We start from the raw sequence: 24,530 nt of genomic DNA, 5'->3' as shown, positions 1-24,530 counted from the left end.
CGAAAGGTTAGCCATGAATCCTGTATGGTAACTATGGCTGAACATCTTGTTTTATTTATATTTTAATTTGTAATCCAGATTTAGAAAAATGCATACTCATTACAGTGAAATAACCAAAAAAACGTAATGAATATTTAAAGTGTAGTGTGCGTGGGCGGTTCAGACGGGAAAAAGAAAACGGCCTTTCCTTATCGGGAAAGACCGTTCTCGTTGTCATACTTCACGTTGCAGGTACGGTGGTACGTTATGCGACCGGGCGAGCAATGACGCTACGGGTTTCCATGCGCACTTCGGCAATCGTTACGTCGATAACGTCAGTCACTTTATAAACCACTTCGCCTTTAATCTGTACGGTTCCGTTTTCCTGGCTACAGACCATTTCGTCACGAACTGCATGCAGGAACGGCGCAGGGATAAAAGCAACGGCGCCGTTATCGACCAGACGAACACGCATTCCACCACGGCTGATATCAATGATTTCTGCCGCGAAACGCGTATCTGTACCGGCTTTGTCACTCAGGAAACGTGCGTACAGCCAGTCGCCGACATCACGTTCCGCCATACGGTTCAGGCGACGGCGCTCTGCCATTTGCAGGGTCGTTTCATCCTGCGGACGCGCAACGGACTCACCCTTGATGATAGCTTTCAACAGGCGGTGGTTGATCATGTCGCCATATTTACGGATAGGCGACGTCCAGGTGGCGTAGGCCTCCAGACCAAGACCAAAGTGCGGGCCTGGTTCGGTGCTGATTTCGGCGAACGACTGGAAGCGACGAATTCGACTGTCCAGGAAGCCAGAAGGTTGCGCATCCAGCTCCCGACGGAGTTTGCAAAAACCCTCCAGCGTCAGGACTTCTTCGGCATTAACGTGCATACCGTGCGATGACAGCAGCGCCGCCAGGGCGTCGACGTTCGCCGGATCGAAGCCCATATGGACGTTATAAATACCAAAACCTAATTTGTCGCGGAGTACGCGAGCGGCGCAAATATTTGCGGCGATCATGGACTCTTCCACAATACGGTTGGCAATGCGACGAGGTTCCGCAACGATATCGAGGACTTCGCCTTTCTCACCCAGGACAAAACGGTAATCCGGACGGTCTTTGAACACCAGCGCGTGGTTGTGACGCCATTCGCCACGGCTCAGGCAAATACGTTGCAGCAGTCGGATTTGCTGGGCAATGGCTTCGCTCTCTGGCTGCCAGGTTCCGGTGTTTTCCAGCCAATCGGAGACATTGTCATAGGCCAGTTTTGCTTTTGAAATGATGGTCGCGGCGAAGAACGTGATGTCGTCTTCAAGGGTTCCATCAGCAGCAATGGTCATCCGGCAGGCGAGAACAGGGCGAACTTCCTGCGCGCGCAAGGAGCACAGATCGTCAGAGAGTTCACGCGGCAGCATTGGGATATTGAAACCCGGCAGATAGTTGGTAAACGCACGGACTTTCGCCGAGTTATCCAGCTTGCTACCTTCGGCAATCCAGGCGGTAGGATCGGCAATGGCGACGGTGAGTTGCAGTTTACCGTCTGCCAATTCTTGTGCGTATAACGCATCGTCCATATCTTCGGTGCTGGCACTGTCGATCGTGACAAAATCCAGCGCCGTCAGATCCTGACGTTCAAGGCCTTCATCCAGCATTTCAGTAGCGACGCCGTTAGGGGCTTCTTTTTCGAGGTTATGACGCGCCAGTGTGACCCACCATGGCACGAAGTGATCGTCGCCAAAGGTGATGAACTGGGTTAATTCGGCGTAAAACGTACGATCGCCTTTCAGGGGATGACGGCGCATCTCAGCGACTGCCCAGTCACCCTCTTTAAATTCATGTTCCACACCACGCGCCGCGCGGCACGGGATGGCGTCTTTCAGCAACGGATGATCCGGCACGATGGACAGACGATCGTTCTTGCCCTGAACTTTGCCCACGAAACGGGTCAGGAAGGGTTCAATCAGTTCTTCTGGTTCAGCAGATTCGCGTTCTTTTTCCGTGTGGATTACCGCGACAATGCGGTCACCGTGCATCACTTTTTTCATCTGCGGTGGCGGGATGAAATAACTTTTTTGCGCGTCGACTTCCAGGAAGCCAAAGCCTTTTTCCGTGGCTTTTACCACCCCTTCAGCGCGTGGCGTCTGGGAATGCAGTTGCTGTTTAAGCTGCGCTAGCAGCGGGTTGTCCTGAAGCATAATTGTCTATTTTCGTGGCCAAAAGAGCGGCTGACAGTTTTACGCGATTCTGCCTGACGCTTCAAGCGCTCTTTAAGCAAATGGATGGGTTAGTGGGTCTCACCCAGCGCGATTTTCAGGCGGTTTAACCATCCGCACAATCCACTCCAACTGAGTAAGTTGATCGCCTGTTCAGAGGAAAAATCGAGCCCGGATAACGCGCTGAACTGGACGTCGCTAAAACGATCGGGCGCCCTCGTGAGCCATTGTATCGCTTGCAACGTAATGCGCTCAACCGGATGTCGCCGTTCCCACTGCTGTATTTCGCGTTCGTCCTGACGCAGTGCATCAATGAACGCGGCATATTCCGGGGAACGTTGCGCCTGTTCATTAAAGCAAGCGACGCTGCCATTAATACGGGCAGTGAGTAGAGTGGCAAGTCCAAAGGCGTTCTGCGGCACCTCTGTGCGCAATGCGCTTGTTATCAGCGCGGAAAGGAGTGAGAGCAGTGCGGATTCGTGCGCCAGTACGGGCGCCAGCCGCTGTAACTCTGCGACTGGCGGGTGGGACAAACACGCCTGTTGTTCGGCGCTGGCCAGGGGAAACGCAACGGTGACATGCGCCGGAGACCATGTCGCCTCGACGGCCGCAAAAGGGAGGGCCGGGGCGAACGGCTGCATGTCGAGTCCGGGCACCCAACGCACCGGCTGGCCGAGAAAAGCCTGGAAGACGGCGACCACCCGCGCCTGAAAACCGACAAAGCCCACGATCTGGCTTATCAGAACACTGTCCCACACCGTCAGCCCAACATCATCCAGATGTTGCCGGGCGCGGGCATCAATCACCGCAGGAGAACTGGCTAACTGACGGGCATACTGGGTTATTTGTGCAAGCCGATGGTTACTTTCCCGGGAGGAGTCCGGGCCAGGGAGCGGCGCCAGACGAGCCGCATAGTGGTTGCACAACCGCTGAACGCCACAGACCTGCGCGACAGTCAATGCGGTGCTCATGCGTTCATAGGCGCTGAACGTATTCATATGATTTTGTTGAACATGAGCGGGAAACAGAAGGTGAGCAAGTTGACGGGCAGGGTGCAACCAGGACTGAAAGGGGAAAATCGCGTCTTCAGGAATCGGCAGATCGAGTAGAAAACGGTCCTCTACGTGCGCCGCCTCGGGCACCAGCGGCAGGACATCTTGTGTCCAGGCGTTGGACTGTGTTTCATGATACCAGTGGCTTTTGCCTGCAATTCGGCGTTGTTCCATGGGCGTTCCTTGATCTAAAAGTGGCGACCCGGACACGTCGTCGAAACACAGCGGGTCGTTTTCGCTGCATTATCCTGACGTAAGCAAGAGGTGGGATGAAAGATTGTTACGTGATAATAAATATCGGAAAGCTATATGCTGCGCGGGAAATGCATAAGGAGAGGGGAAAACAGGCCGAGATCGATGGGCGACGAACGCCGCCCATACCAGGATCCTGAAACGATTATTTCAGTTCCAGCTCGTTCATTGCAGCGATGCTAAAACCGCCGTCAACGTGAACCACTTCACCAGAAATACCGGCAGACAGATCGGAGCACAGGAAGGCTGCAGAGTTGCCGACATCTTCAATGGTAACGGTACGACGAATCGGAGTAACCGCTTCACAGTGAGCCAGCATCTTACGGAAATCTTTGATGCCAGATGCAGCCAGCGTACGGATTGGGCCAGCGGAGATACCGTTGACGCGCACGCCTTCCGGACCCATCGCATTCGCCATATAACGCACGTTGGCTTCCAGAGACGCTTTCGCCAGACCCATGACGTTGTAGTTCGGAATTGCGCGCTCTGCGCCCAGGTAGGAGAGCGTCAGCAGCGCAGAACCTGGGTTCAGCATGGAACGGCATGCTTTCGCCATCGCAACGAAGCTGTAGGAGCTGATGTCGTGAGCGATTTTAAAGCCTTCGCGGGTGACTGCATTCACGTAGTCGCCGTCCAACTGGTCGCCAGGTGCGAAACCGATGGAGTGTACGAAACCATCGAATTTCGGCCATACGTTACCCAGCTCAGCGAACATTGCGTCGATGCTGGCATCTTCAGCCACATCGCACGGCAATACGATGCTGGAATCCAGTTGAGCGGCAAATTCTTCCACACGGCCTTTCAGTTTGTCGTTCTGGTAGGTGAACGCCAGTTCAGCACCTTCGCGGCGCATAGCTTGCGCGATACCGTAGGCGATGGACAGTTTGCTGGCAACGCCAGTCACCAGAATGCGCTTACCGGAAAGAAAACCCATAGCTTTAATCCTTATGTCATTGCTTATTTTTGGCTTTATATTCATTTATTTACAACGAACGGAGCCAGAATAATAGAGATAGCAGGCCGAAATTATAGCCCACTATACGCATGAATTGTCACGTGATTTTTACATAGCGCAGAAAGTGGCGAGCGCCAATGAGTAGAAAACCAACACTTTTCTATTATACCAGCAGCCGCGGTCTGTACTGATCCAACCTCATTCAATACTTTTGCGGTAAATGATGGATAGCAACAAGCCGTCCATTTTCGATGCTGATATAACCGCCCGTTTTGAGATCGGCAAGGATTTTCATGATGCTGCTGCGGGACAGATGGGTTCTGTCACGAATGAAGCGTTCAGCGGACAGCGTCTCACGCAAGGATTCGGACTCATGCATCAGCTCAATCAGTTGACTGCAAATCACTTCATAGGCGGTGGGCGCGCTCAATTGTCGACTGTAAGAAAACAGTTTACTGCTCACCACGACCATATGTTTAGCCAGTACTTCCCACAACCCCAGTTCCTGAATGTGCTGATGCACCTCCGCTAAAGGAAGGGTCGCGATCTTGCAGGGTTCTGCGGTAACAATATAGCTGCCGCTGACGCCCAGGCCCAGGATAGTAAAAGATGGGGCTCGAACCACGAGCAGATGGTCTGCGATACGATGCACCTCAACAGAGCCGCTGATAATTAATCGACAAACCGGGGTGTCAGCTTCAAGAAAATCAAGCCGAATCCCCTTTCGATATGACTGAGGCGTGGCGAAGGGCAATAATGCCTCGACCAACGTTTTTGACCATGGGTGGGGGGTGTTGAGTGCCGGTGGAGTTAATGCTTTTTCATCCATAAAACAGTTATACCGAATGACATGTCTCTTTGATAAGTATAGACAAAGAGTTGCAAAACGTCACAACAAAGCTCACCAGATCATGCTTAAGCTCAAAACTTTGTCGGTAAATAATTGATTGAAAGTAATTTCCCGTTGCTTATTTCAATGTAGTTCCCCCAGCGTAAGGTTGAAAGGACCGCCATAATCCCGCTGCGAGACAAGAAACAACGGCTTTGGATGTAATTCACCACCGATTCCGATTTTCTGAACTCTTCTGACTCCAGCGAAAGTTCAAACAGCAGATAGCGTATGGCGCCGTAAGCCCCAGGCTGGGACAAACGCGTGCAATGCGTAAAAATGCGAGACGAAATATGTACCATCACATGGGAAAGCGGCTCCCAGAGTGCGTGCTGCTGGATAAGATCCATGGCCAGGCCAAGCGGAAGTCGGCTCACGACCGCATCTGCTGACGTGCATAATGTTAACCGGCAAGGATTGTTGCTCAACATGCTAAAACCAAAGATAAAAGGCGCGGTTTCAGAGTTTAACGACAACCCATCAATTGTGCGGTTGATCACCACATGCCCTTTATGTAGCAAATAACAGTAATTTATCTCATCGGTTGCATACGGTAGTAGCGTTCCCTTGCGTGTCAGTAGGGGAATAGCCTGAGTATTCAGTGCAGTGAGCAATTGCCGGAAGGATTGTTCAGGCTTATTTTCACGCAAGAAAATGTCAATGGTCGGTGAATCTGACATGGTGAGGCTGAATCCTGGTAATGAAAATGAAATAGAATAACGTCGGAATTATGACGTATTCGAGTCTGTAACTGGATCCAGAATAAGTGTCTAAAATTACACCGCGGAGTTATTGCAATTTGTAATTAAATGGCGTGAGGGGGTGTGTAATTTTGGATCGCGGCTATATTGCGTTTAATTGTTCCTATAAATACAATCTTCCTTGTCATTGAATAGCCAGGTTTTTGTGATAGACATTTTCACTCATGTTTTCTATTAAAACCGTATAGGCGATATAGAGGTTAAATGAGATGGTTATTAATTATTGATGGAAGGAATGGTTCACAGCGGTGAATATAACGCCATTGTATTTCCCCTTCTTTTTATAATTAAATAAAGCTATCTCAGAAACAACTATGGACTTGCAGTCAGGGCATCATTCTATTTTTAGGAACGAAAATGAAACTATCTGTGTTTTGTAAAGTGGGGCTTATTGCATCCGCGTCTGTGGGTATGGTGAATGCCGCCTATGCCGCTGGAGCATCAAGCGGCACAATTACCTTTGAGGGTAAAATTACCGCCTCTACCTGTGAGGCGACAGTCAATGGTGTTGCTGCCGACGGGACCGTAACATTGCCGCCCGTTGCCATCTCTGCGTTTCATACTGAGACCGCCGGGCGCACACCATTTACCATTGAACTGGCGAACTGTGAGCTGGATGATCCTGATACTAAGGTTGGGGCTTATTTTGAACCCAACGGTGTCTGGGTGGATGCCGATACGGGGCATCTGAATAATATTGCAGCAGGAGGTGCAACCGGGGTAAGCCTGCAATTGTTAGATGCTGCGGATAACAAAGCCATTCTTGTTGGCGATGCGGGGCAGTCAGGCGTTGCGCAATATGTGGTGCCTGACACCACGAGTAAGACGGGGACCCTTTCTTACTTTGTGGAGTATTACAAAGTCTCAGGCGGCACTCTTGCCGCCGGTGCGGTACAAAGCAAAGTCACTTACGACCTTATTTACAAATAACCTACTTAAGAGTGTTATGACCAAATGTTTATTCCTATGATTCTGTCCAGACGTAACGTAAAGTTTTTATTAGTAGCGCTATCAGGGATGACGGCATCATGTTATAGCACTCTTTCTTGTGCTGGTATTGTATTAAGCGGAACTCGCGTTATTTATCCTGCGGAGCAAAATGAAGTCACCGTGAACATGAAAAATTCCGGTAAAGCCCCCGTGCTGGCACAAAGCTGGATTGATGATGGTAATCAATCCGCAACGCCGGATAAAATCACATCTCCGTTTGTTTTAACGCCGCCCATTAATCGGGTAGATGCCGGAAAGGGGCAGACGTTAAGGGTCAGTCTGGTTGATGGTAAGGGGATTCCGACAAATAAAGAATCCGTTTTTTATCTGAACGTACTGGAAATCCCTGCAAAGTCAAAAAATGCCGCTGAGAATAACCATCTTAGTATCGCGTTTAGAACCCGGATAAAGCTATTTTATCGTCCGCAAGGTTTAAGCGGAAGTGCGGGTGAAGCACCAGACGCATTGCAGTGGTCAATCAGTAACGGTGGTGTAAAAGCCACAAATCCTACGCCTTATTATATTACTCTCGGGACAGTGACCTATACCCAGGGTGGAAGTAAACATGTTGAAGATGGAAAAATGATCGCACCTGGAAGCAGTGCTGACTTTCATTTTAAAAATGTAAGTGCGATTAGTGATATTCACGCAATTACTTTTACGTCAATTAATGACTATGGCGCTGCGGTCAAACATAACCAGGGCAAATAGTCTTAAGCTCTGCCTCTGGTGGAAATATAATGATTATCTTGTTTCCCATTATTTTATTTTTGATATTAAACATTCTCATTGTGCAATGTTCGGTGGCTGCCACGGTGGATATGCCGACTCCACCGGCAGAGGATCAAGTGGAGTTTGATTCTGACTTTGTGAAACAGCCAGCGGGACAGTCCGTAGATTTAGCCCGTTTCTCCAACGGGGCTAACGTGCTGCCGGGTGTTTATAAAATCGCTGTAGCGTTGAATCAGCAAACGCTGACAGTGACGGAAGTTGAATTTAAGGCGGCAGATAACAAAAATGTCATCCCTTGCATTCCGCTGAGTGTACTCAATTTGATTAATTTCAAAAAAGATCAAATTAATTTCACTCAGTGGGATTCCCTCACTGAAAATACGGAATGTATCAACCTTAAGGCGATCATTCCTGAAGCGGAGCTGGATTTTGACAACCAGGATCAGCAGTTAAACATTTCTATACCGCAAATTTATATCAATAAGCAGCCACGAGGGTCAGTGCCTGCCTCTATGTGGGACAGCGGTATTCCGGCGATGATGTTGAGCTACAACATGAACGCGTATCAATCTAAAAGTAATGGCTATGATTCAAAGTCGTTTTATACCGCGATTAACAGCGGATTGAATATTGGCTCCTGGTATTTACGTCATAATGGTTCGTATAACTGGGCTGATACGACTGGTGGGCGTTACAGCGTCCTGAATACTTACGTTCAGCACGATTTACCGCGCATTTCCGGCCGTCTGGTGATGGGGCAGACCAACACCAGCGGTCAGCTGTTCGATACTGTACCGTTAACCGGCGTTCAGGTCGCCAGCGACGAGCGTATGCTGCCGGAATCACAGCGTGGTTATGCGCCTGAAATTCGCGGCATAGCGAAAACCAATGCGAAAGTCACGGTGAAACAAAGCGGGCAAACCATTTATGAAACCACTGTTTCGCCTGGCGCTTTCGTCATCAACGATCTTTATCCCACCGGTTACGGCGGTAACCTGGATGTCACCATTGAAGAGGCCGATGGTTCGCAGCAGAATTTTTCGATTCCTTATGCATCAGTGACCCAGCTATTACGCCCTGGCAGTCAGCGTTACAGCCTGAGCTTAGGTAAGTTGCGTAGTGACAGTGTTTCCAGCGATCCGAAATTGGTCGAAGCGACTTTCCAACGCGGTTTCTCTAACCTGATTACCGGCTATGCCGGTTTGCAGGCGAATAAAGATTACCAGGCGGTAAAAGTGGGGACCGCACTGGGGTTGCAAATTGGCGCGATCGCTTTTGATGTCACCCAATCGAAGACGCATTTACCGTCGCCAGATGTGCAGGATATCTCCGGACAAAGCTATCAGGTCAGCTACAGCAAGCTGATTAATGAAACCAACAGTAATATTACCCTGGCGGCATACCGTTTTTCGAGCAGCGGTTATATGGATTACATGACCGCAATGGAAAGTATTCAGGCGGTTAAAGACGGTGAAGACAGAAACACCATTCAGCGCGAAAAAAACCGGTTTACGGTCACGATAAGCCAGGGACTGGCTGACGACTGGGGACAGCTCTATCTCAGTGGTTCTTTGCAGGACTACTGGGGACAAGATAATTATGAACGCCAGTATCAGTTTGGTTACTCGAATCACTATAAACAGCTGAACTACAGCATCAACGTAACCCGTAGTCAGGATGCCTGGGGCGAATCGCAGACCAGCTACTATCTGAATCTGTCATTCCCGCTGTGGGAGAACCACGACAGCAACTATGCGCCACAGATGAGTCTGAGCTACAACCAGGACACTAATGGTCGTTCGGGTGAGCAGGCGATGATTTCAGGGAGTGCGGGAGAGGACAACCAACTGTCCTGGAACGCCAGCGGTATGCATGACAGTGAGGCAGGGACGTCCGCGAGCTTTGGCGGTTCGTATCGGGGCAGTGTGGCACAGATGTCAGGCAGTTACAGCCAGGGGCCGGACTATCACAGCACGTCTCTGAGCATGTCCGGTGCGATGGTTGCCCACTCTGGCGGCCTGACCCTCTCACCGTATAACAGCGACACCTTCACGCTGGTGGAAGCGAAAGGTGCGGAAGGGGCGACAGTACCGTCATATCCGGGGATTAAGATCGATAGATTTGGTTATGCGTTGTTGCCGGCTTCCAGTCCGTATCAGCTGAACGATGTCTCGATCGATCCAAAAGGCACATCCCGGAATGTTGAGTTAGATAATACGTCGCAAAAAGTAGTCCCTCGTTTTGGCGCAGTCGTGAAAGTGAAGTTCAATGCTGAGAAGGGCACGCCGATTTTAATTGCCTCGTCTTACTCAGGCAACGCGCTGCCGTTTGGTGCTGAGGTGTATGACGAAAAAGACCATAGCGTCGGTACGGTTGCGCAGGGAAGCACGATCTATGCCCGTGTCGCGGAACCGAAAGGAACGTTGAAGGTGAAATGGGGTGAGGATGGCGCATCACAATGTTCTGTCAGCTATATGCTTGCGCCAGGTATCGAAAACGACACTAAGCAAACGGCTATTCAGCGGTTTAGTAATGAGTGTCGTTAGATAGCAATTAGCCAGATTGGCCTTGCGGATTATATTGTGATCAATTTAGCAATAATTGCGGATTGAAGACGTACTCATCGTACCCTGTGTATTGGGTAAAAAGGTTAATTTTTTATGTGTGTCAAATGTCATCATTATTGTTTAAAAAAACTGCTCGCTATTATTGCGCTAATTTGTGGCTCGGTGTTCTTTTCTCAGAGCGCATTGGCATTCACCTGCTATAACGGTGCTGCCTCTATTTATAACGGGTCTACCACATTTACTGTTCAGGTGGATGCGCCAAATCTGTCACCGAAGCGATTATTACCGATATGAGCACTTACGCGAAATGTTATGGTCAACCGGACACAACATATCAAGATGCTTTGCGGAGTAATAGCCTCACCATCTCCTCTGCTCTTACTCGCCTGGGTTATGAGCCTTTTATTCAAATGAGTGGAACTGACTATACTGTGCAGCCGGTCTGCTTATGGCCTGATTCGTCATGCAGTAATTCAGGTGCGCATAGTATGGTAACAAAACCCATTGCGGCAAAAATAGGTATAACCAGAACGTCAACCGCAACATGGGGTACTGGCACCACGCTTCCGGTGGGGACAGAAATCATGAGGATGGAAACACAGATGAGGGGCATGGCAAAGTGGGAACCCTGGTATGTCACATGGGTGTTCGTTCTAAAAAATGACCTGGTTATCCCCACTTACACCTGCGAACTGGACAACACGTATTCGAACTATATCTCTTTGCCAGACGTGAGTGTTAACCAGCTCAACGCGAATGGACCGGGAAAATATGCAGATGCGCCTGCACCTTTTCAATTCAATCTGACCTGCGATCCGCAAACCTCTGTGTCCATCCGGTTTGATGGTGCAACAATGGAAAATATCGACACTGTATTAGCCAATACGAAGCCGGGGAATAATAATGTCGGCATCCAACTGTTGTTTAACGATACCCCTATTAAAATAGGTGAGATGCTGGAAGTTATTAGTAGCTCACAGGCCAACGAGACGGTAGGATTTAATTCTTACTACTATTATAAAGGCGGGGCAGTTAGCGGCGGGGAAGTGAATTCAGTCGCTACGTTTACCTTTGATTATCAGTAAATAACTTCAGTAAACGACGGCAGTTTTTATTGCTGCCGTATACCTTTGTCTAATTTCAATCAACGAATGTCATGTCAGGAACCCACCTTCAGTATTTCATCCATATCGCGCGGTCATGATCAAACTTTTTATAGTGTAAAAAAGGACTGCGACGAGATTATGCTATAGTAATTCCTGTTATATAATATTAATTAAACTAAAATAATCGCTGTTGCCCGTTACAAATTTGGGTAATGCCTCCAATTTGTAGAACATGTATTTTTCAATAAAGGCCCCGATAACTCTGGCTTCATAAGTAAAAGTGAGCAGAAATACTCGATGGCACTCACGGCATCGAAACCGGTCACGACCTTTAGGGTTCTGTCCATGACGGTAAACCAGCGCTGACTGACAACGGGGACAATGAACGGTGATGGTTGCCACAGAAGCACCTTAAAAAACCGTATTATTCATGACAATTCAACTAATTGGAAGCGTTACTCAAGTTTTGTCTATTTTTACACCCGTTATAAATATGCGCATAGCATAATAGATATTATAATCCCCCCAGTTCAAACCGTGACAGATTCAAACACTCACCCCCTACTAACAATATCTTAACAGCGAGATTATGAAAGAAAAAAATATTATTTTCATACTGATCAGCATCTTTATTTCACTGTTGACACTCACCGGCTCAGCGCATGCCAGTTGTTCAGGTACCACCGGGGTTATGAATATTGACATCGGCACGATCACTATTCCAGGTGATGCGGATAACAGCACCAGCATTGAATATAAAGATTTACTTGGAACCAAGGCTGATGCCAAGACCGCAGCAGCGATATCCTGCTCGGGTCATTTTACTTACGTAGGGAAAATAACCAATCCCGTACCGGGCACCAACAATCTTGAAAAAGCGCTGTTATCGGATGGTTCCTGGAGTGGTCTTGGTTTTAAGTTTTATACCAGAGCCTATGACGGCTGGTATGAATCATTGCACAATGCCTCGCCTCCGGTCACGATTGCCGCCTCATGGAATAAATTCTGTATGCAATCTGACTGCTGGAACCCACAAGATCACGAAGGCATTATTATGATAGGTGCCCTTAGTGTATACGGCGGCGGTGTCCCGGCAATGCCTGGTATCATTAATACAACCGTTACACCTTTCACTACGGATGGCTATTCCGCCATCACCTACCATATTACCGGTACCGTGGTTGTCCCCAGCTGTAGTGTCGATGCTGCCACGCCTTCACGTGTTTTGCTCAAACCGGTCAGTGCCAACGACCTCTCCCATAAGGGAAGTACGGCTGAGGATACGCCGTTTGAGATTTCACTGAAGTGCAATAGTAACGTCTCTGTCAATTTGCTGCTTGATGGCACCGAGGACACTGACGCACAGGACGATGGTGTGCTGGCTTTAAATGGCAACTCAACGGCCTCGGGGGTCGGTGTCCAGCTGTTGGTCAATAATAACCCGGCGAAACTGAATGAAACCTTTAAGGTAGGCGATGCCGTTGCAGGAAATACCGCCATAGCCATGACGGCTCGTTATTACCGAACCAGCAATGCGGCAGTTAAAGCGGGCTCCGTTTCTGCCACCGTAGTTTATAATGTAACGTATAAATAATAATTTCGCCGGAAGTGAAACATTATTTTTCAGATGATGGTTTCCGTGTGTAAAATCTGTGATGACGTATAATTTAACCTATAAATAAAAACATTATGTGTCGTCACGGGGTTAAGAAAAGGCAGAATAATTTCTGCCTTTTCTCTTTACCGGTCCTTCCGCCACGCATCTGCCGTTAACGCCTCACCAAAATGCCCGGCAATCAGCCGTTTGGTCAGCTCATGCAACGGCGAGGCAAGCACGTCGGAGGTGCTGCCGCGCTCGACGACTTCGCCCTGGTGCATAACTAAAACCTGATCGCTGATATGTTTCATCATCCCAATATGCTGAGTGACATAAATATAAGAGATACCCTGTTTCTCTTGTAATTCCAGCATCAGATTAATGAGCTGCGAACGCATCGACATATCCAGCGACGCCAGCGCTTCGTCTGCGATAATCACTTTAGGGCGCAAAATTAGCGCACGGGCCAGTCCCAGACGCTGTTTTTGCCCTGGCGCCAGCATGTGCGGATAATAACTGACGTGATCGGGCAGCAAACCGACCATCCGCATGGTTTCCACAATTTGCTTCTGGCGCTGCTCAGGCTCGAGATCCGTGTTCAGACGCAGCGGAAAATCGAGGATCTGCGAGATACGCTGGCGTGGATTGAGCGACGTCGACGGGTCCTGAAAAATCATCCGAATACACTGGCTACGAAACGAATAATCGCCGTAGTGCAGTGGATGATCGTCAATCAGCAGCTCGCCGCTGGTGGGTTCAATCATGCCCGCCAGCATTTTCGCCAGCGTTGATTTGCCGGAACCATTCTCGCCAATAATGGCGAGGGTTTGCTTTTCGCGCAGGGTAAAACTCAGTGGTTTTACCGCCTCAACGGTCTGACGGCGAAACCAGCCTGTACGATAGCGAAAGGTTTTGCTCAGATTGCGGACTTCAAGCAGCGTTTCCACCATGTCACTCTTTCTCCATATTCAGCGGGAAATGACAGGCGTAGAGATGATTCTTTACCCCGGTCAGGCGCGGGGTTTCAATACATTCTCGTTGAGCATACGGGCAGCGAGGCCCCAGACGACAACCTATCGGTAATTGTTCAAGCAAGGGGATCGCCCCAGGCATCGTATTCAGGCGGCTTTTATGCGGCATGGCGCTGCCAAAGTCGGGGATAGCGCGGATCAACGCCTGGGTATACGGATGGTGCGGGGTCGTCACCAAATCTTTGCTGAGCGCGGTTTCCACCGTTTGTCCGCAGTACATCACGTTGATTTTGTCTGCCCACTGACTCAGCATCTGCAGGTCGTGGCTGATCAGCAAAATCGTGGTGTTGCTGTTCTGATTCAAACGGGTCAGCAGGCGAAAAATTTGCGCCTGAGTGGTGGGTTCCATCGCGTTCGTCGGTTCGTCGGCAATCAACAAACGCGGCTGGTTAGCCAGCGCGATGGCGATCATCACTTTCTGGCATTCCCCATCGGTCAGCTCATAGGGAAAACTGCGCATCGCATCTTTGTGATCTTTAATGCCGACACGGTGCAACAGTTCAATGGCGCGGCGTTTGCGCCAGCCAATCCGCTGCCACCAGCGTCCTTTGTAGGTCCAGGCTGGAATATTTTGCATTAGCTGGCGACCCACGCGCTCGGACGGATCAAGACAGGACTGTGGCTCCTGAAAGATCATCGAGACGTTGTGACCGACCAGCTTACGACGCTCACGCGAGGAGAGACGCAGCAGGTCGATATCATCAAAGCGCATACGGTCGGCGGTGACGCGCCAGTTATCTTTCGCGACCCCGCAAATTGCCTTGGCGATCAAACTTTTTCCAGACCCTGATTCACCCACCAGACCACGGATTTCGCCTTCGTTTAAGGTCATGCTGATCCGATCGACGGCTTTTACCCATCCTTCGTCGGTTCTGAATTCAATGGTGAGGTTACGAATATCCAGTAATGGCATTATTCCACCCCCGCAATTATCGCCCGGCGCAGGCCATCGCCAAGCAGGTTAACCAGCAGCACACTGATCATAATGGCACCGCCGGGCAGCATTACGGTCCACGGCGCAACATAAATCAGCTCCAGCGCGTCTCCGAGCATGGCTCCCCACTCGGGAGAGGGCAGCTGCGCGCCAAGATCCAGAAAACCCAACGCCGCAATGTCGAGGATCGCCATCGAGAGCGCACGGGTGATTTCGGTGATCAAACCGGCCGTGATGTTGGGCAGAATGGCAAACCAGAGAATATTCAGCGTGGTCGCGCCATCCAGACGGGCGGCAATCACGTACTCTTTTTCCAGCTCATCATGCACCATGCTGTAGACAGAGCGCACCATACGCGGCAGTAACGCCAGCCAGACCGCAAACATCGCATGGCTTAAATGCGGACCCGCAAACGCCACCACGATAATCGCCAGCAGCAGCGACGGAATAGAGAGCAGCGTATCCAGAATGTGATTCAGTACGGCGGAGCGTAAGCCGTGGGTCGCCCCGGCAACCACCCCAAGCACCAGACCGCAAATCGTGGCGGCGAGCGTCACCACAAATGCGCCGCCGACGGTGGGCGCGGCGCCACTCAGCAATCGACTTAAGACGTCGCGCCCCAGATCGTCGGTGCCGAGAAAGAACGACACTTCGCCGTAGCGAGACCAGGAAGGCGGCAAAAGCTGATAGCCGAGGAACTGCTGATCAATACCGTAGGGGGCAAACCAACTGCCACAAATGCACAATAGCACCAGTCCCGCGCAGCCATACAGGCCGACCATCGCAGTGGTATCGCCATAAAATTTCCGCCAGGCCGTGCGTAGCGTACCCGGTGGGCGTTTTTCGCTGTATACGCTATCGTAGGGCATACCATTCCTTATGTTTCAGCGGGTTAGCCATGGCACCCAAAATATCAGATAACACATTGACGATGATGACCAACGAACCAATTACCATCACACCGGCGGAAATGGCGGCATAGTCTTGTTGGCGAATGGCGTTGATCAACCAGCGGCCCAGTCCCGGCCAGCTAAAGACCATCTCGGTGATCATTGCCAGCGTTAACATGGTCGAAAATTGCAAACCAAGGCGGGGGATCACCGGGGGAAGCGCGTTGTGCAACACGTGACGGCGCAGAATCGTCAGACGTGATAAGCCTCGGGTGGCCGCCGCTTTCACATAGTTCTGGTCGTACACGTCAATCGTGCTGATCCGCATTAAGCGAATCACCTCTGTGGTAGGCGCGACCGCCAGCGTCAGGACCGGTAATACCATGTGGCGCAATGCGCTCATCACCATCTCGTCACGCCAGGGCGAGTCAGAAATCCACGCATCGATAATAGCGAATCCAGTGACGGGTTTGACTTCATAAAGCAGATCAAATCGACCAGACACCGGCAGCCAGCCGAGCGTCAGCGAAAAGAACAACGTCAGCAGCAGTGCCAGCCAAAACACGGGAATAGAAAATCCCAGCAAGGCGAGGGCGCTGATAACGCGATCGGGCCATTTATTGCGCGTTACGCCAGCCACCATTCCGATCGGGATGCCGACCATCAGGGCAAAGCCGAAGGCGAGAATACACAGCTCCATGGTGGCGGGAAACACCTCTTTAAGCTGCTCAGAGATTAACTGACCATTAATGCTGGAAACGCCGAAATCCCAGTGGATCAGGCCATTGAACCAGAATACCCAGGCATTCCACAACGAGGCGCCCTGAAGCGGCGCGTGCGGCGTAAAGTAACTCAGACTGAAGCCGATAAACGTCAGGAAAAAGAGCGTGACCAGCAACAGCAAAAAACGACGCAGGGTGAAGATAATCATGGTTTTTTCACCTCTTTGGCTTTTTCCCGCGAGACACCCGCAAAAGAGGCGTTGCCAAACGGACTGAGCACTAACCCTTTGATGTCATAGCGATAAGCCTGCAGACGTAACGATGACGCCAGCGGCAGGATCGGCAACTCTGTCGCCAGGATATTTTGCGCTTCATCATACGCGTCAATGCGCGAGGCAAGCTGCTGAGAAGAAAGCGCTTTACGCAGAACGTTGTCAAACTCGGGATGACACCAGTGGGCGAAGTTCGTTTGCGAGTTAATGGCGGCGCAACTTAACAGCGGACGGAAAAAACTGTCCGGATCGTTACTGTCCGTTGCCCAGCCGGACAACGTCAAATCATGGTTCATGTCCATCAACCGCGCCTCCTGGAAACGTCCCTCTACCGGAACAATCACCACTTTTACCCCCACCTGCGCCATATCCGCCTGGATCAGTTCAGCCGTTTTCAGCGGGCTTGGGTTCCATGCCTGAGAACTGGTTGGCACCCACAACTTCAGGGTTAAATTCTCCAGCCCCAGCGCTTTTAACTGCTCGCGGGATTTGGCGGGATTGTATTCTGTAATTTTAGCCTCGTTGTCATAGGCCCACGAGGCGCGAGGTAAAATAGAGGCGGCGGTTTCCGCCGTGCCGTAGTAGATCGACTGCATCAGGCGCTGGTTGTTGATGGCCAGCGCCAGCGCATGCCGCACTGCGGGGTTATTCAGCGGGGGCTTATTGGTATTAAACGCCAGATAGGCGATGTTCATTCCCGGGCGTAGCGTGAGTCGCAGGCGAGGATCGTCGCGTAAAATCGTTAACTGGCTGGCGGCAGGCCAGGCCAATACGTCACACTCGCCGGTCAGCAGTTTAGATAACCGTCCGGTACCGCCAGACCCTAAATCGACGACAACCTGAGGCATCAGCGGCGTACCCCGCCAGAATTCGCCATGCCGTTGTAGACGAATGTATTGTCCTGAACGGTATTCAGAAAGCTGGAAAGGACCGGTACCGACAGGCTGACGATCCAGTAATTCCTGGTGATCCTGTTTGGCCAGGTTCGCCGCATATTCTGCAGACATCACCGAGGCGTAATGCGTCGCCAGATGCCATAGGAATGATGCATCAGGCTGCGTCAGACGGAACTCGACGGTGTAATTGTCCAGTTTGCGCACGCTTTCTACGTTATCGGCAAACTGCAGGCTGTCGAAGTAGGGGAAATTTCCGCCATTGACGTAATGCCACGGATGATGACGGTCAAAAATACGCTCGAAGGTGAACACCACGTCATCCGCATTCAGTTTACGGGTGGGGGTAAACCAGGCCGTTTTTTGAAACGGAACGTCCCGGCGTAGGTTAAAACGGTAGGTTGCTCCGTTGTCGAGCACCTCCCAGCTTTCCGCCAGCTCAGGCATCAGGCGATAGGTATAAGGATCCACATCCAACAGCCGGTCGTACAGCTGGGCGGCAAGCGTGTCGACAATCAGACCGCTGCTCGCCTTTTGCGGATTAAAGGTGTTGACCTGCCCGCTGACACAGTAGACAAAGCCGCTCTCGCGAATATCAGCACGCGGGTGCTGTTCAGGCGCAGCTGCAGCCTGACCACTGAGAAGTCCAGCTATCACTACCAGAGACGATAAAACCAGGCGCATAATTTTTAAGGTTTTTAGATTCGATCTACAAAGTGTATCGCACTACGACCCACCAGGTAAAAATGTCTGCGGGTAACTGGTGCAAATGTCATCAATTCTGGTGAAGGAATCACTAAATCTGATGTTTTTTGAGCAATGCACGCAGTTGATGGTAGGTCAGACCCAATAATTCAGCGGCGCGTTTCTGATTAAATTTTGCCTGCTGTAGACTGCGTTGCAGTAAATCTCTCTCCTGCTGTTGCTGAAATTCACGTAAATCCACCGGCAGTGCAGGGGAAGCAGCAGGAGATTCCGTGTTCTCAACGGCAACGGTATGTCGCTTAAACGGATTGAGAATGATCTCGTCGAGCGGGTAATCGCTGGTGCCGTGCCGGTACACCGAACGTTCAACCACATTTTTCAGCTCACGAATATTGCCTGGCCAGCGGTAGTGCAGCAGGGCCTCTTTTGCACGCTCGCTAAATCCGGGGAAAAGCGGCAGACGGATTTCTCGGCACATCTGAATCGCAAAATGTTCAGCCATTAACATGATATCGGTCTGACGTTCACGAAGCGGCGGGAGCTGCACCACATCGAAAGCCAGCCTGTCCAGCAGGTCGGCACGAAACGTCCCTTCATCAACCATCCGGGGCAGATCGGCGTTGGTGGCGCAAACCAGGCGCACATTGACCTGCAGCGGCTGACTGCCGCCTACGCGTTCCAGCTCACCGTATTCGATGACCCGTAGCAGTTTTTCCTGCACCAGCATGGGGGCCGTCGCCAACTCATCGAGAAACAACGTGCCGCCATCGGCACGCTCAAAACGACCTGGATGGCGCTTTTGCGCGCCGGTAAATGCACCCGCTTCATGGCCAAATAATTCCGTGTCGAGCAGGTTTTCATTAAGCGCGGCGCAGTTCAGCGAAATAAACGGCCCCTGCCAGCGAGAAGAGAGAAAGTGCAGGCGGTTGGCGATGAGCTCTTTCCCCGTCCCGCGTTCACCAATAATCAGCACCGGTTTATCCAGCGGCGCCAGATGAGAAACCTGCTCCAGCACTTCAATAAAACTGTTGGCTTCACCGAGAAGGTTATCTTTGTATTCTGTCATGATGAAATTCACCACTTGTTAGCGTTATTCACCACTTTAACCTGAATTGCTGTCGAGGTAAAATTATACATATGATTATTAATCAATAAGTTAAAAAGTTGGCACGTGAATTGTATTAGAGCTTCAGCAGGGCATAGCCCGACATCAGAAAAATTGTGAGGATTGAATTATGGGTATTTTTTCTCGTTTTGCCGACATCGTGAACGCCAACATTAACGCGCTGTTGGAAAAGGCTGAAGATCCGCAGAAACTGGTGCGACTGATGATTCAGGAAATGGAAGACACCCTGGTTGAAGTCCGTTCCAACTCTGCGCGAGCGCTGGCGGAAAAGAAACAGTTGTCCCGTCGCATTGAGCAGGCCGTAGCCCAGCAGACAGAGTGGCAGGAGAAAGCGGAACTGGCGCTGCGTAAAGAGAAAGACGATCTGGCGCGCGCCGCGTTAATTGAAAAGCAGAAACTGACCGATCTGATCGCCACCCTGGAACATGAAGTGACGTTGGTGGACGACACGCTGACGCGCATGAAGAAAGAGATTGGCGAACTGGAGAACAAGCTCAGTGAAACTCGTGCCCGTCAGCAGGCGCTGATGTTACGTCACCAGGCCGCAAGCTCCTCCCGTGATGTACGCCGTCAACTGGACAGCGGCAAGCTGGACGAAGCCATGGCCCGCTTTGAATCGTTTGAGCGCCGTATTGATCAGATGGAAGCGGAAGCGGAAAGCCATAACTTTGGCAAACAGAGATCGCTGGATCAGCAGTTTGCCGACCTGAAAGCAGATGATGAAATCGGCGAGCAACTGGCGCAGTTGAAAGCCAAAATGAAGCAAGATAATCAATAATAATCGCAGGCGGCGTCTGAGTACGCCGCCGCTCATCACCTGTAAGGAGTACTCATGAGCGCGCTATTTCTGGCCATTCCGTTAACCATTTTTGTGTTGTTTGTGTTGCCGATTTGGTTATGGCTGCATTACAGCAACCGTTCCAGTCGTGGGGAACTGTCGCAAAGTGAGCAGCAACGTTTGGCGCAATTAACCGACGACGCGCAACGGATGCGTGAACGCATTCAGACGCTGGAAGACATTCTTGATGCTGAACATCCGAACTGGAGGGATCGCTGATGGGAGGGATTAATTTGAATAAAAAGCTCTGGCGCATTCCGCAGCAGGGCATGGTGCGTGGCGTCTGTGCCGGGATCGCAAACTACCTTGATGTGCCGGTGAAACTGGTGCGGATCCTGGTGGTGCTGTCGATTTTCTTCGGGCTGGCGTTCTTTACGCTGGTTGCGTATATCATTTTGACGTTTGTGCTTGATCCGTTGCCGGACAACATGACCACTGGCGAGCAATCCCCCTCTAGCGGTGAATTGCTGGATGCTGTCGACAGGGAACTGGCCGCGGGCGAAAAGCGTCTGCGTGAAATGGAGCGCTATGTTACGTCCGACACCTTCACGCTGCGTAGCCGTTTCCGTCAGTTGTAATGAAGAGAGCTCATAAGATGAATACACGCTGGCAACGCGCCGGGCAAAAGGTGAAGCCGGGCTTTAAACTCGCAGGGAAACTGGTTCTGCTGACCGCGTTACGCTATGGCCCGGCCGGTGTGGCAGGGTGGGCTATTAAATCCGTCGCTCGCCGCCCGCTGAAAATGTTGCTGGCGTTGGCGCTGGAACCCCTGTTAAGACGCGCGGCGGCAAAAATCTCCCGCCGCTATGGTGGCAGCCATTCCTGATCACAGGACTGCACATAAAAACAAACAATTTATTCACAATCGACTGGCGAATTTGCGGCAGCTCACAAATACGATTTTTGGGCTGCTGAAATCCTTTTTTTTACCCCCTCCAAACCCCCTTGCTTGATTGACAGCTTATTTTCTGCAAGGTAGTCTCCCTATCCATGGGACCGCTACCACGGAAAATGAAAGTGAACCAAAAAATCAAACATTACCTGACAGAAGTTTACGGAGATACATTTACATCCCGTCACTATGGTGTGTTGTCTGACCGCATTAAACGATCGCAATCATTAATTAAAAAAACACGTAAACCACACTGGGATGAGAACGATGTGGTTCTCATTACTTATGCCGATCAGTTTCACAGTTCGTCAGCAAAACCGCTTCCAACGTTTAACCAATTTTATCATTACCGGTTAAAAACAATTTTTTCCCATGTTCATTTATTACCTTTTTATCCCTGGTCTTCTGACGACGGTTTTTCCGTTATCGATTATCACCAGGTTGCGAAAGAAACAGGGGAGTGGACAGATATTGCTGAACTGGGTCAAGCCAGCCAATTAATGTTTGATTTTGTCTGCAATCATATGTCGGCGAAAAGTGAATGGTTTAAAAACTATTTACAGCAAACGCCTGGCTTTGAAAATTTCTTTGTTGAAATGGACCCGAATACCGATCTTTCGGCAGTAACACGCCCGCGGGCTTTACCGTTACTGACGCCATTTACCCTGTCGGATAATTCGGTTCGCCATTTATGGACAACGTTTAGCGATGACCAGGTCGATCTTAATTACAGCAACCCGGATGTTCTGCTGGCGATGGTCGATGTTTTGCTAAATTACCTTGAGCAAGGCGCGGATTATGTGCGTTTAGACGCCGTGGGTTTTATGTGGAAGGAGCCTGGCACGTCATGTATTCATCTGGAGAAAACACATACTCTGATCAAACTGTTTCGTGCGATTACGGATGAAGCGGCGCCGGGCACCGCGATGATTACTGAGACCAATGTTCCGCATAAAGACAATATTTCCTATTTCGGTGATGGGCATGATGAAGCCCATATGGTCTATCAGTTCTCGCTGCCACCGCTGGTGCTGCATGCCATTAAACGCCAGGATGCCTCCGCCCTGTGCCAGTGGGCGCAGTCGTTGGCATTGCCTTCGGAAAAAACGACCTGGTTCAACTTCCTGGCGTCGCACGACGGCATTGGTCTGAACCCGTTACGTGGGCTCTTGCCAGAAGAGGAGATCTTAGCGCTGGTCTCTGAGCTGCAGCAAGAGGGCGCACTGGTCAACTGGAAGAACAATCCTGATGGCAGCCGCAGTCCTTATGAAATCAACGTCACGTACATGGATGCGTTGAGTACGCGTGATAGCAGCAACCAGGAACGGCTTGCCCGATTTACGCTGGCGCATGCCATTTTATTAAGTTTTCCAGGTGTACCCGCTATTTATATTCAGAGCATTCTGGGTTCACGTAATGACTATGACGGCGTTGAAAAATTAGGTTACAACCGGGCTATTAACCGTAAAAAATATGATATTGATGAGATTGAAGCGGAATTAAGTTCGACGGAGACGTTACGCTATGACGTTTATCGCGCACTGTCACGCTTGATTAAATTGAGACGCGAACATTGCGCTTTCCATCCCGGCAGCGGTTTTGACATCGGTAATATCACGCCATCTGTAATGCAAATTACCCGTACGGCTGAGAATGGCGAGGTCATTATTGCGCTATTTAATATTAGCGAAAAATGTCAGACGATTTCCGATGATGCAGTGACCGGTTTTGATTTGATTTCTGAAAAAGAAATCAATACGAAAGAATTAACCCTGGATCCATGGCAGGTTATGTGGATTAAAAAATAAAAAGGAGCATCTAATGCTTAAATCAAAAATTGTGCTGTTATCAGCACTGGTTTCCTGCGCCCTGATTTCCGGATGCAAAGAAGATAAAAAAGAAAACGTCTCCATTGAATTTATGCATTCTTCTGTGGAACAGGAACGCCAGGCCGTTATTTCAGCGCTCATTGCTCGCTTTGAAAAAGAAAACCCTGGCATTACGGTTAAACAAGTGCCGGTTGAAGAAGACGCCTATAACACGAAGGTGATTACCCTGGCGAGAAGTGGTTCTTTACCTGAGGTCATTGAGACCAGCCATGACTACGCCAAAGTGATGGATAAAGAACAGCTTATCGACCGCAAGGCGGTGGCGAATGTTATCCAGGCGGTAGGTGAGAACGCGTTTTATGACGGCGTGTTGCGTATTGTTCGTACGGAAGATGGTTCAGGATGGACCGGCGTGCCCGTCAGCGCGTGGATCGGCGGTATCTGGTATCGCAAGGATGTGCTGGCAAAGGCCGGGCTGGCAGAGCCGACAAACTGGCAGCAATTGCTGGTGGTCGCCAAAACGCTCAACGATCCGGCGCACAAAAAATATGGCATTGCGTTGCCAACGGCTGAAAGCGTGCTGACGGAACAGTCCTACTCGCAGTTTGCGCTGTCGAATAAAGCGAACGTCTTTGATGCACAGGGGAAAATCACGCTGGATACGCCAGAAATGGCGCAAGCGCTGGACTATTACCGTGAGCTGGCGGCGTACACCATGCCTGGCTCCAACGACATTATGGAAGTCAAAGACGCCTTTATGAATGGCACGGCACCAATGGCGATCTACTCGACGTACATTCTTCCGGCGGTCATTAAAGAGGGCGACCCGCAAAATGTTGGGTTTATGGTGCCAACAGAACAAACGTCGGCGGTGTACGGCATGCTGACCTCTCTCACTCTGACTTCGGGTCAGAAAGAGGAAGAAACCCAGGCGGCAGAGAAGTTTGTCACCTTTATGGAGCAGGCGGACAACATCGCGGATTGGGTCATGATGTCGCCCGGTGCGGCACTCCCGGTGAATAAAGCGGTTGTGAACACGGCAACATGGAAAGACAACAGCGTTATCAAGGCGCTGGGGGAATTGCCGAACCAGCTCATTGCCGAACTGCCGAATATTCAGGTGTTTGGTGCGGTAGGGGATAAAAACTTTACCCGCATGGGTGATGTCACCGGTTCAGGCGTGGTGAGTACGATGGTACACAACGTCACGGTAGGCAAAGCCGATCTCTCTTCAACAATCAAGGAAAGCCAGAAACAACTGGATACCCTGGTTGAGCAGCGTTAATGCGGATGTGGAAAG

At 50.5% G+C, this 24,530-nt stretch carries 22 protein-coding genes and 1 pseudogene; 11 read left to right on the top strand and 12 right to left on the bottom strand.

What is annotated here, in order from left to right:
- Window positions 1-244: 244 nt before the first annotated feature.
- The 5 genes from AC07UY_RS16920 to AC07UY_RS16900 all read right to left on the bottom strand — a co-directional run bounded on the left by AC07UY_RS16920 (window position 245) and on the right by AC07UY_RS16900 (window position 6,025).
- Window positions 245-2,179, bottom strand: a complete 1,935-nt coding sequence (locus AC07UY_RS16920) for an exoribonuclease II (protein ID WP_203361038.1) — start codon at window positions 2,177-2,179, stop codon at window positions 245-247.
- Window positions 2,180-2,268: 89 nt separating this feature from the next.
- Window positions 2,269-3,423: a CMD domain-containing protein gene (locus tag AC07UY_RS16915; RefSeq protein WP_494701628.1), complete on the bottom strand. Its 1,155-nt coding sequence runs from the start codon at window positions 3,421-3,423 to the stop codon at window positions 2,269-2,271.
- Between the two features lie 223 nt (window positions 3,424-3,646).
- Complete coding sequence (fabI, locus tag AC07UY_RS16910; RefSeq protein ID WP_203361040.1) at window positions 3,647-4,435, bottom strand: enoyl-ACP reductase FabI; 789 nt, start codon at window positions 4,433-4,435, stop codon at window positions 3,647-3,649.
- 223 nt (window positions 4,436-4,658) lie between these two features.
- A complete protein-coding gene (locus tag AC07UY_RS16905; RefSeq protein WP_494660574.1) occupies window positions 4,659-5,285 on the bottom strand; it encodes a winged helix-turn-helix transcriptional regulator in 627 nt (208 codons plus the stop codon).
- Between the two features lie 92 nt (window positions 5,286-5,377).
- Entirely contained in the window at window positions 5,378-6,025 is a 648-nt protein-coding gene (locus AC07UY_RS16900; protein ID WP_494701627.1) for a helix-turn-helix domain-containing protein, read from the bottom strand.
- A gap of 438 nt (window positions 6,026-6,463) precedes the next feature.
- Between AC07UY_RS16900 and AC07UY_RS16895 the strand changes: the two genes are divergently transcribed.
- From AC07UY_RS16895 to AC07UY_RS16880, 4 genes are all read left to right on the top strand, one after another.
- Window positions 6,464-7,036: a fimbrial protein gene (locus AC07UY_RS16895; protein ID WP_494660572.1), complete on the top strand. Its 573-nt coding sequence runs from the start codon at window positions 6,464-6,466 to the stop codon at window positions 7,034-7,036.
- Between the two features lie 24 nt (window positions 7,037-7,060).
- A complete protein-coding gene (locus AC07UY_RS16890) occupies window positions 7,061-7,807 on the top strand; it encodes a fimbrial biogenesis chaperone (RefSeq protein WP_494660571.1) in 747 nt (248 codons plus the stop codon).
- A gap of 29 nt (window positions 7,808-7,836) precedes the next feature.
- Window positions 7,837-10,374 (top strand): fimbria/pilus outer membrane usher protein, encoded by a 2,538-nt coding sequence (locus AC07UY_RS16885; RefSeq protein WP_494701626.1) that lies wholly within the window; start codon window positions 7,837-7,839, stop codon window positions 10,372-10,374.
- A 509-nt stretch (window positions 10,375-10,883) separates the two neighbouring features.
- Window positions 10,884-11,480, top strand: a complete 597-nt coding sequence (locus AC07UY_RS16880) for a fimbrial protein (RefSeq protein WP_494701625.1) — start codon at window positions 10,884-10,886, stop codon at window positions 11,478-11,480.
- A gap of 273 nt (window positions 11,481-11,753) precedes the next feature.
- On the opposite strand, the pseudogene AC07UY_RS16875 reads toward AC07UY_RS16880, so the two are convergent.
- Window positions 11,754-11,903, bottom strand: a pseudogene (locus AC07UY_RS16875) (IS1 family transposase); the annotation flags it as partial.
- 187 nt (window positions 11,904-12,090) lie between these two features.
- Here AC07UY_RS16875 and AC07UY_RS16870 point away from each other — a divergent pair.
- Entirely contained in the window at window positions 12,091-13,095 is a 1,005-nt protein-coding gene (locus AC07UY_RS16870; protein WP_494701624.1) for a fimbrial protein, read from the top strand.
- A gap of 146 nt (window positions 13,096-13,241) precedes the next feature.
- On the opposite strand, the gene sapF is transcribed toward AC07UY_RS16870, so the two are convergent.
- The 6 genes from sapF to pspF form a co-directional block, all read right to left on the bottom strand.
- A complete protein-coding gene (gene sapF / locus AC07UY_RS16865) occupies window positions 13,242-14,048 on the bottom strand; it encodes a peptide ABC transporter ATP-binding protein SapF (RefSeq protein WP_192612366.1) in 807 nt (268 codons plus the stop codon).
- Between the two features lies 1 nt (window position 14,049).
- Window positions 14,050-15,042 carry a peptide ABC transporter ATP-binding protein SapD gene (gene sapD, locus AC07UY_RS16860; protein WP_203361048.1) on the bottom strand — a complete coding sequence of 331 codons (993 nt, stop codon included), beginning with the start codon at window positions 15,040-15,042 and terminating at the stop codon, window positions 14,050-14,052.
- On the bottom strand, window positions 15,042-15,932 hold the full coding sequence (sapC, locus tag AC07UY_RS16855) for a peptide ABC transporter permease SapC (protein ID WP_494701623.1): 891 nt from the start codon (window positions 15,930-15,932) through the stop codon (window positions 15,042-15,044). The genes sapD and sapC overlap by 1 nt, the downstream gene beginning before the upstream one ends.
- Window positions 15,919-16,884: a peptide ABC transporter permease SapB gene (sapB, locus tag AC07UY_RS16850; RefSeq protein ID WP_203361050.1), complete on the bottom strand. Its 966-nt coding sequence runs from the start codon at window positions 16,882-16,884 to the stop codon at window positions 15,919-15,921. Before sapB ends, sapC begins: the two co-directional genes overlap by 14 nt.
- Window positions 16,881-18,524, bottom strand: coding sequence for an ABC transporter substrate-binding protein SapA (gene sapA / locus AC07UY_RS16845; RefSeq protein WP_494701622.1), 1,644 nt, complete (start codon window positions 18,522-18,524; stop codon window positions 16,881-16,883). Before sapA ends, sapB begins: the two co-directional genes overlap by 4 nt.
- 112 nt (window positions 18,525-18,636) lie before the next feature.
- Window positions 18,637-19,611, bottom strand: coding sequence for a phage shock protein operon transcriptional activator (gene pspF, locus AC07UY_RS16840; protein ID WP_494701621.1), 975 nt, complete (start codon window positions 19,609-19,611; stop codon window positions 18,637-18,639).
- Window positions 19,612-19,780: 169 nt separating this feature from the next.
- On the opposite strand from pspF, the gene pspA reads away from it, so the two are divergent.
- The 6 genes from pspA to AC07UY_RS16810 all read left to right on the top strand — a co-directional run bounded on the left by pspA (window position 19,781) and on the right by AC07UY_RS16810 (window position 24,515).
- Window positions 19,781-20,449, top strand: coding sequence for a phage shock protein PspA (gene pspA / locus AC07UY_RS16835; RefSeq protein ID WP_494701620.1), 669 nt, complete (start codon window positions 19,781-19,783; stop codon window positions 20,447-20,449).
- A 54-nt stretch (window positions 20,450-20,503) separates the two neighbouring features.
- Complete coding sequence (gene pspB / locus AC07UY_RS16830; RefSeq protein ID WP_203361054.1) at window positions 20,504-20,728, top strand: envelope stress response membrane protein PspB; 225 nt, start codon at window positions 20,504-20,506, stop codon at window positions 20,726-20,728.
- Window positions 20,728-21,087, top strand: a complete 360-nt coding sequence (pspC, locus tag AC07UY_RS16825; RefSeq protein ID WP_192612358.1) for an envelope stress response membrane protein PspC — start codon at window positions 20,728-20,730, stop codon at window positions 21,085-21,087. The genes pspB and pspC overlap by 1 nt, the downstream gene beginning before the upstream one ends.
- A gap of 17 nt (window positions 21,088-21,104) precedes the next feature.
- A complete protein-coding gene (gene pspD, locus AC07UY_RS16820; RefSeq protein WP_494660567.1) occupies window positions 21,105-21,335 on the top strand; it encodes a phage shock protein PspD in 231 nt (76 codons plus the stop codon).
- 164 nt (window positions 21,336-21,499) lie between these two features.
- Window positions 21,500-23,209: a sugar phosphorylase gene (locus AC07UY_RS16815; protein ID WP_494701619.1), complete on the top strand. Its 1,710-nt coding sequence runs from the start codon at window positions 21,500-21,502 to the stop codon at window positions 23,207-23,209.
- Between the two features lie 13 nt (window positions 23,210-23,222).
- Window positions 23,223-24,515 (top strand): ABC transporter substrate-binding protein, encoded by a 1,293-nt coding sequence (locus AC07UY_RS16810; RefSeq protein WP_203361057.1) that lies wholly within the window; start codon window positions 23,223-23,225, stop codon window positions 24,513-24,515.
- Window positions 24,516-24,530 lie beyond the last annotated feature (15 nt).

Source organism: Citrobacter sp. GW821-FHT02E08, from assembly GCF_059421685.1.
This window is presented reverse-complemented; position numbering and strand designations above follow the sequence as displayed.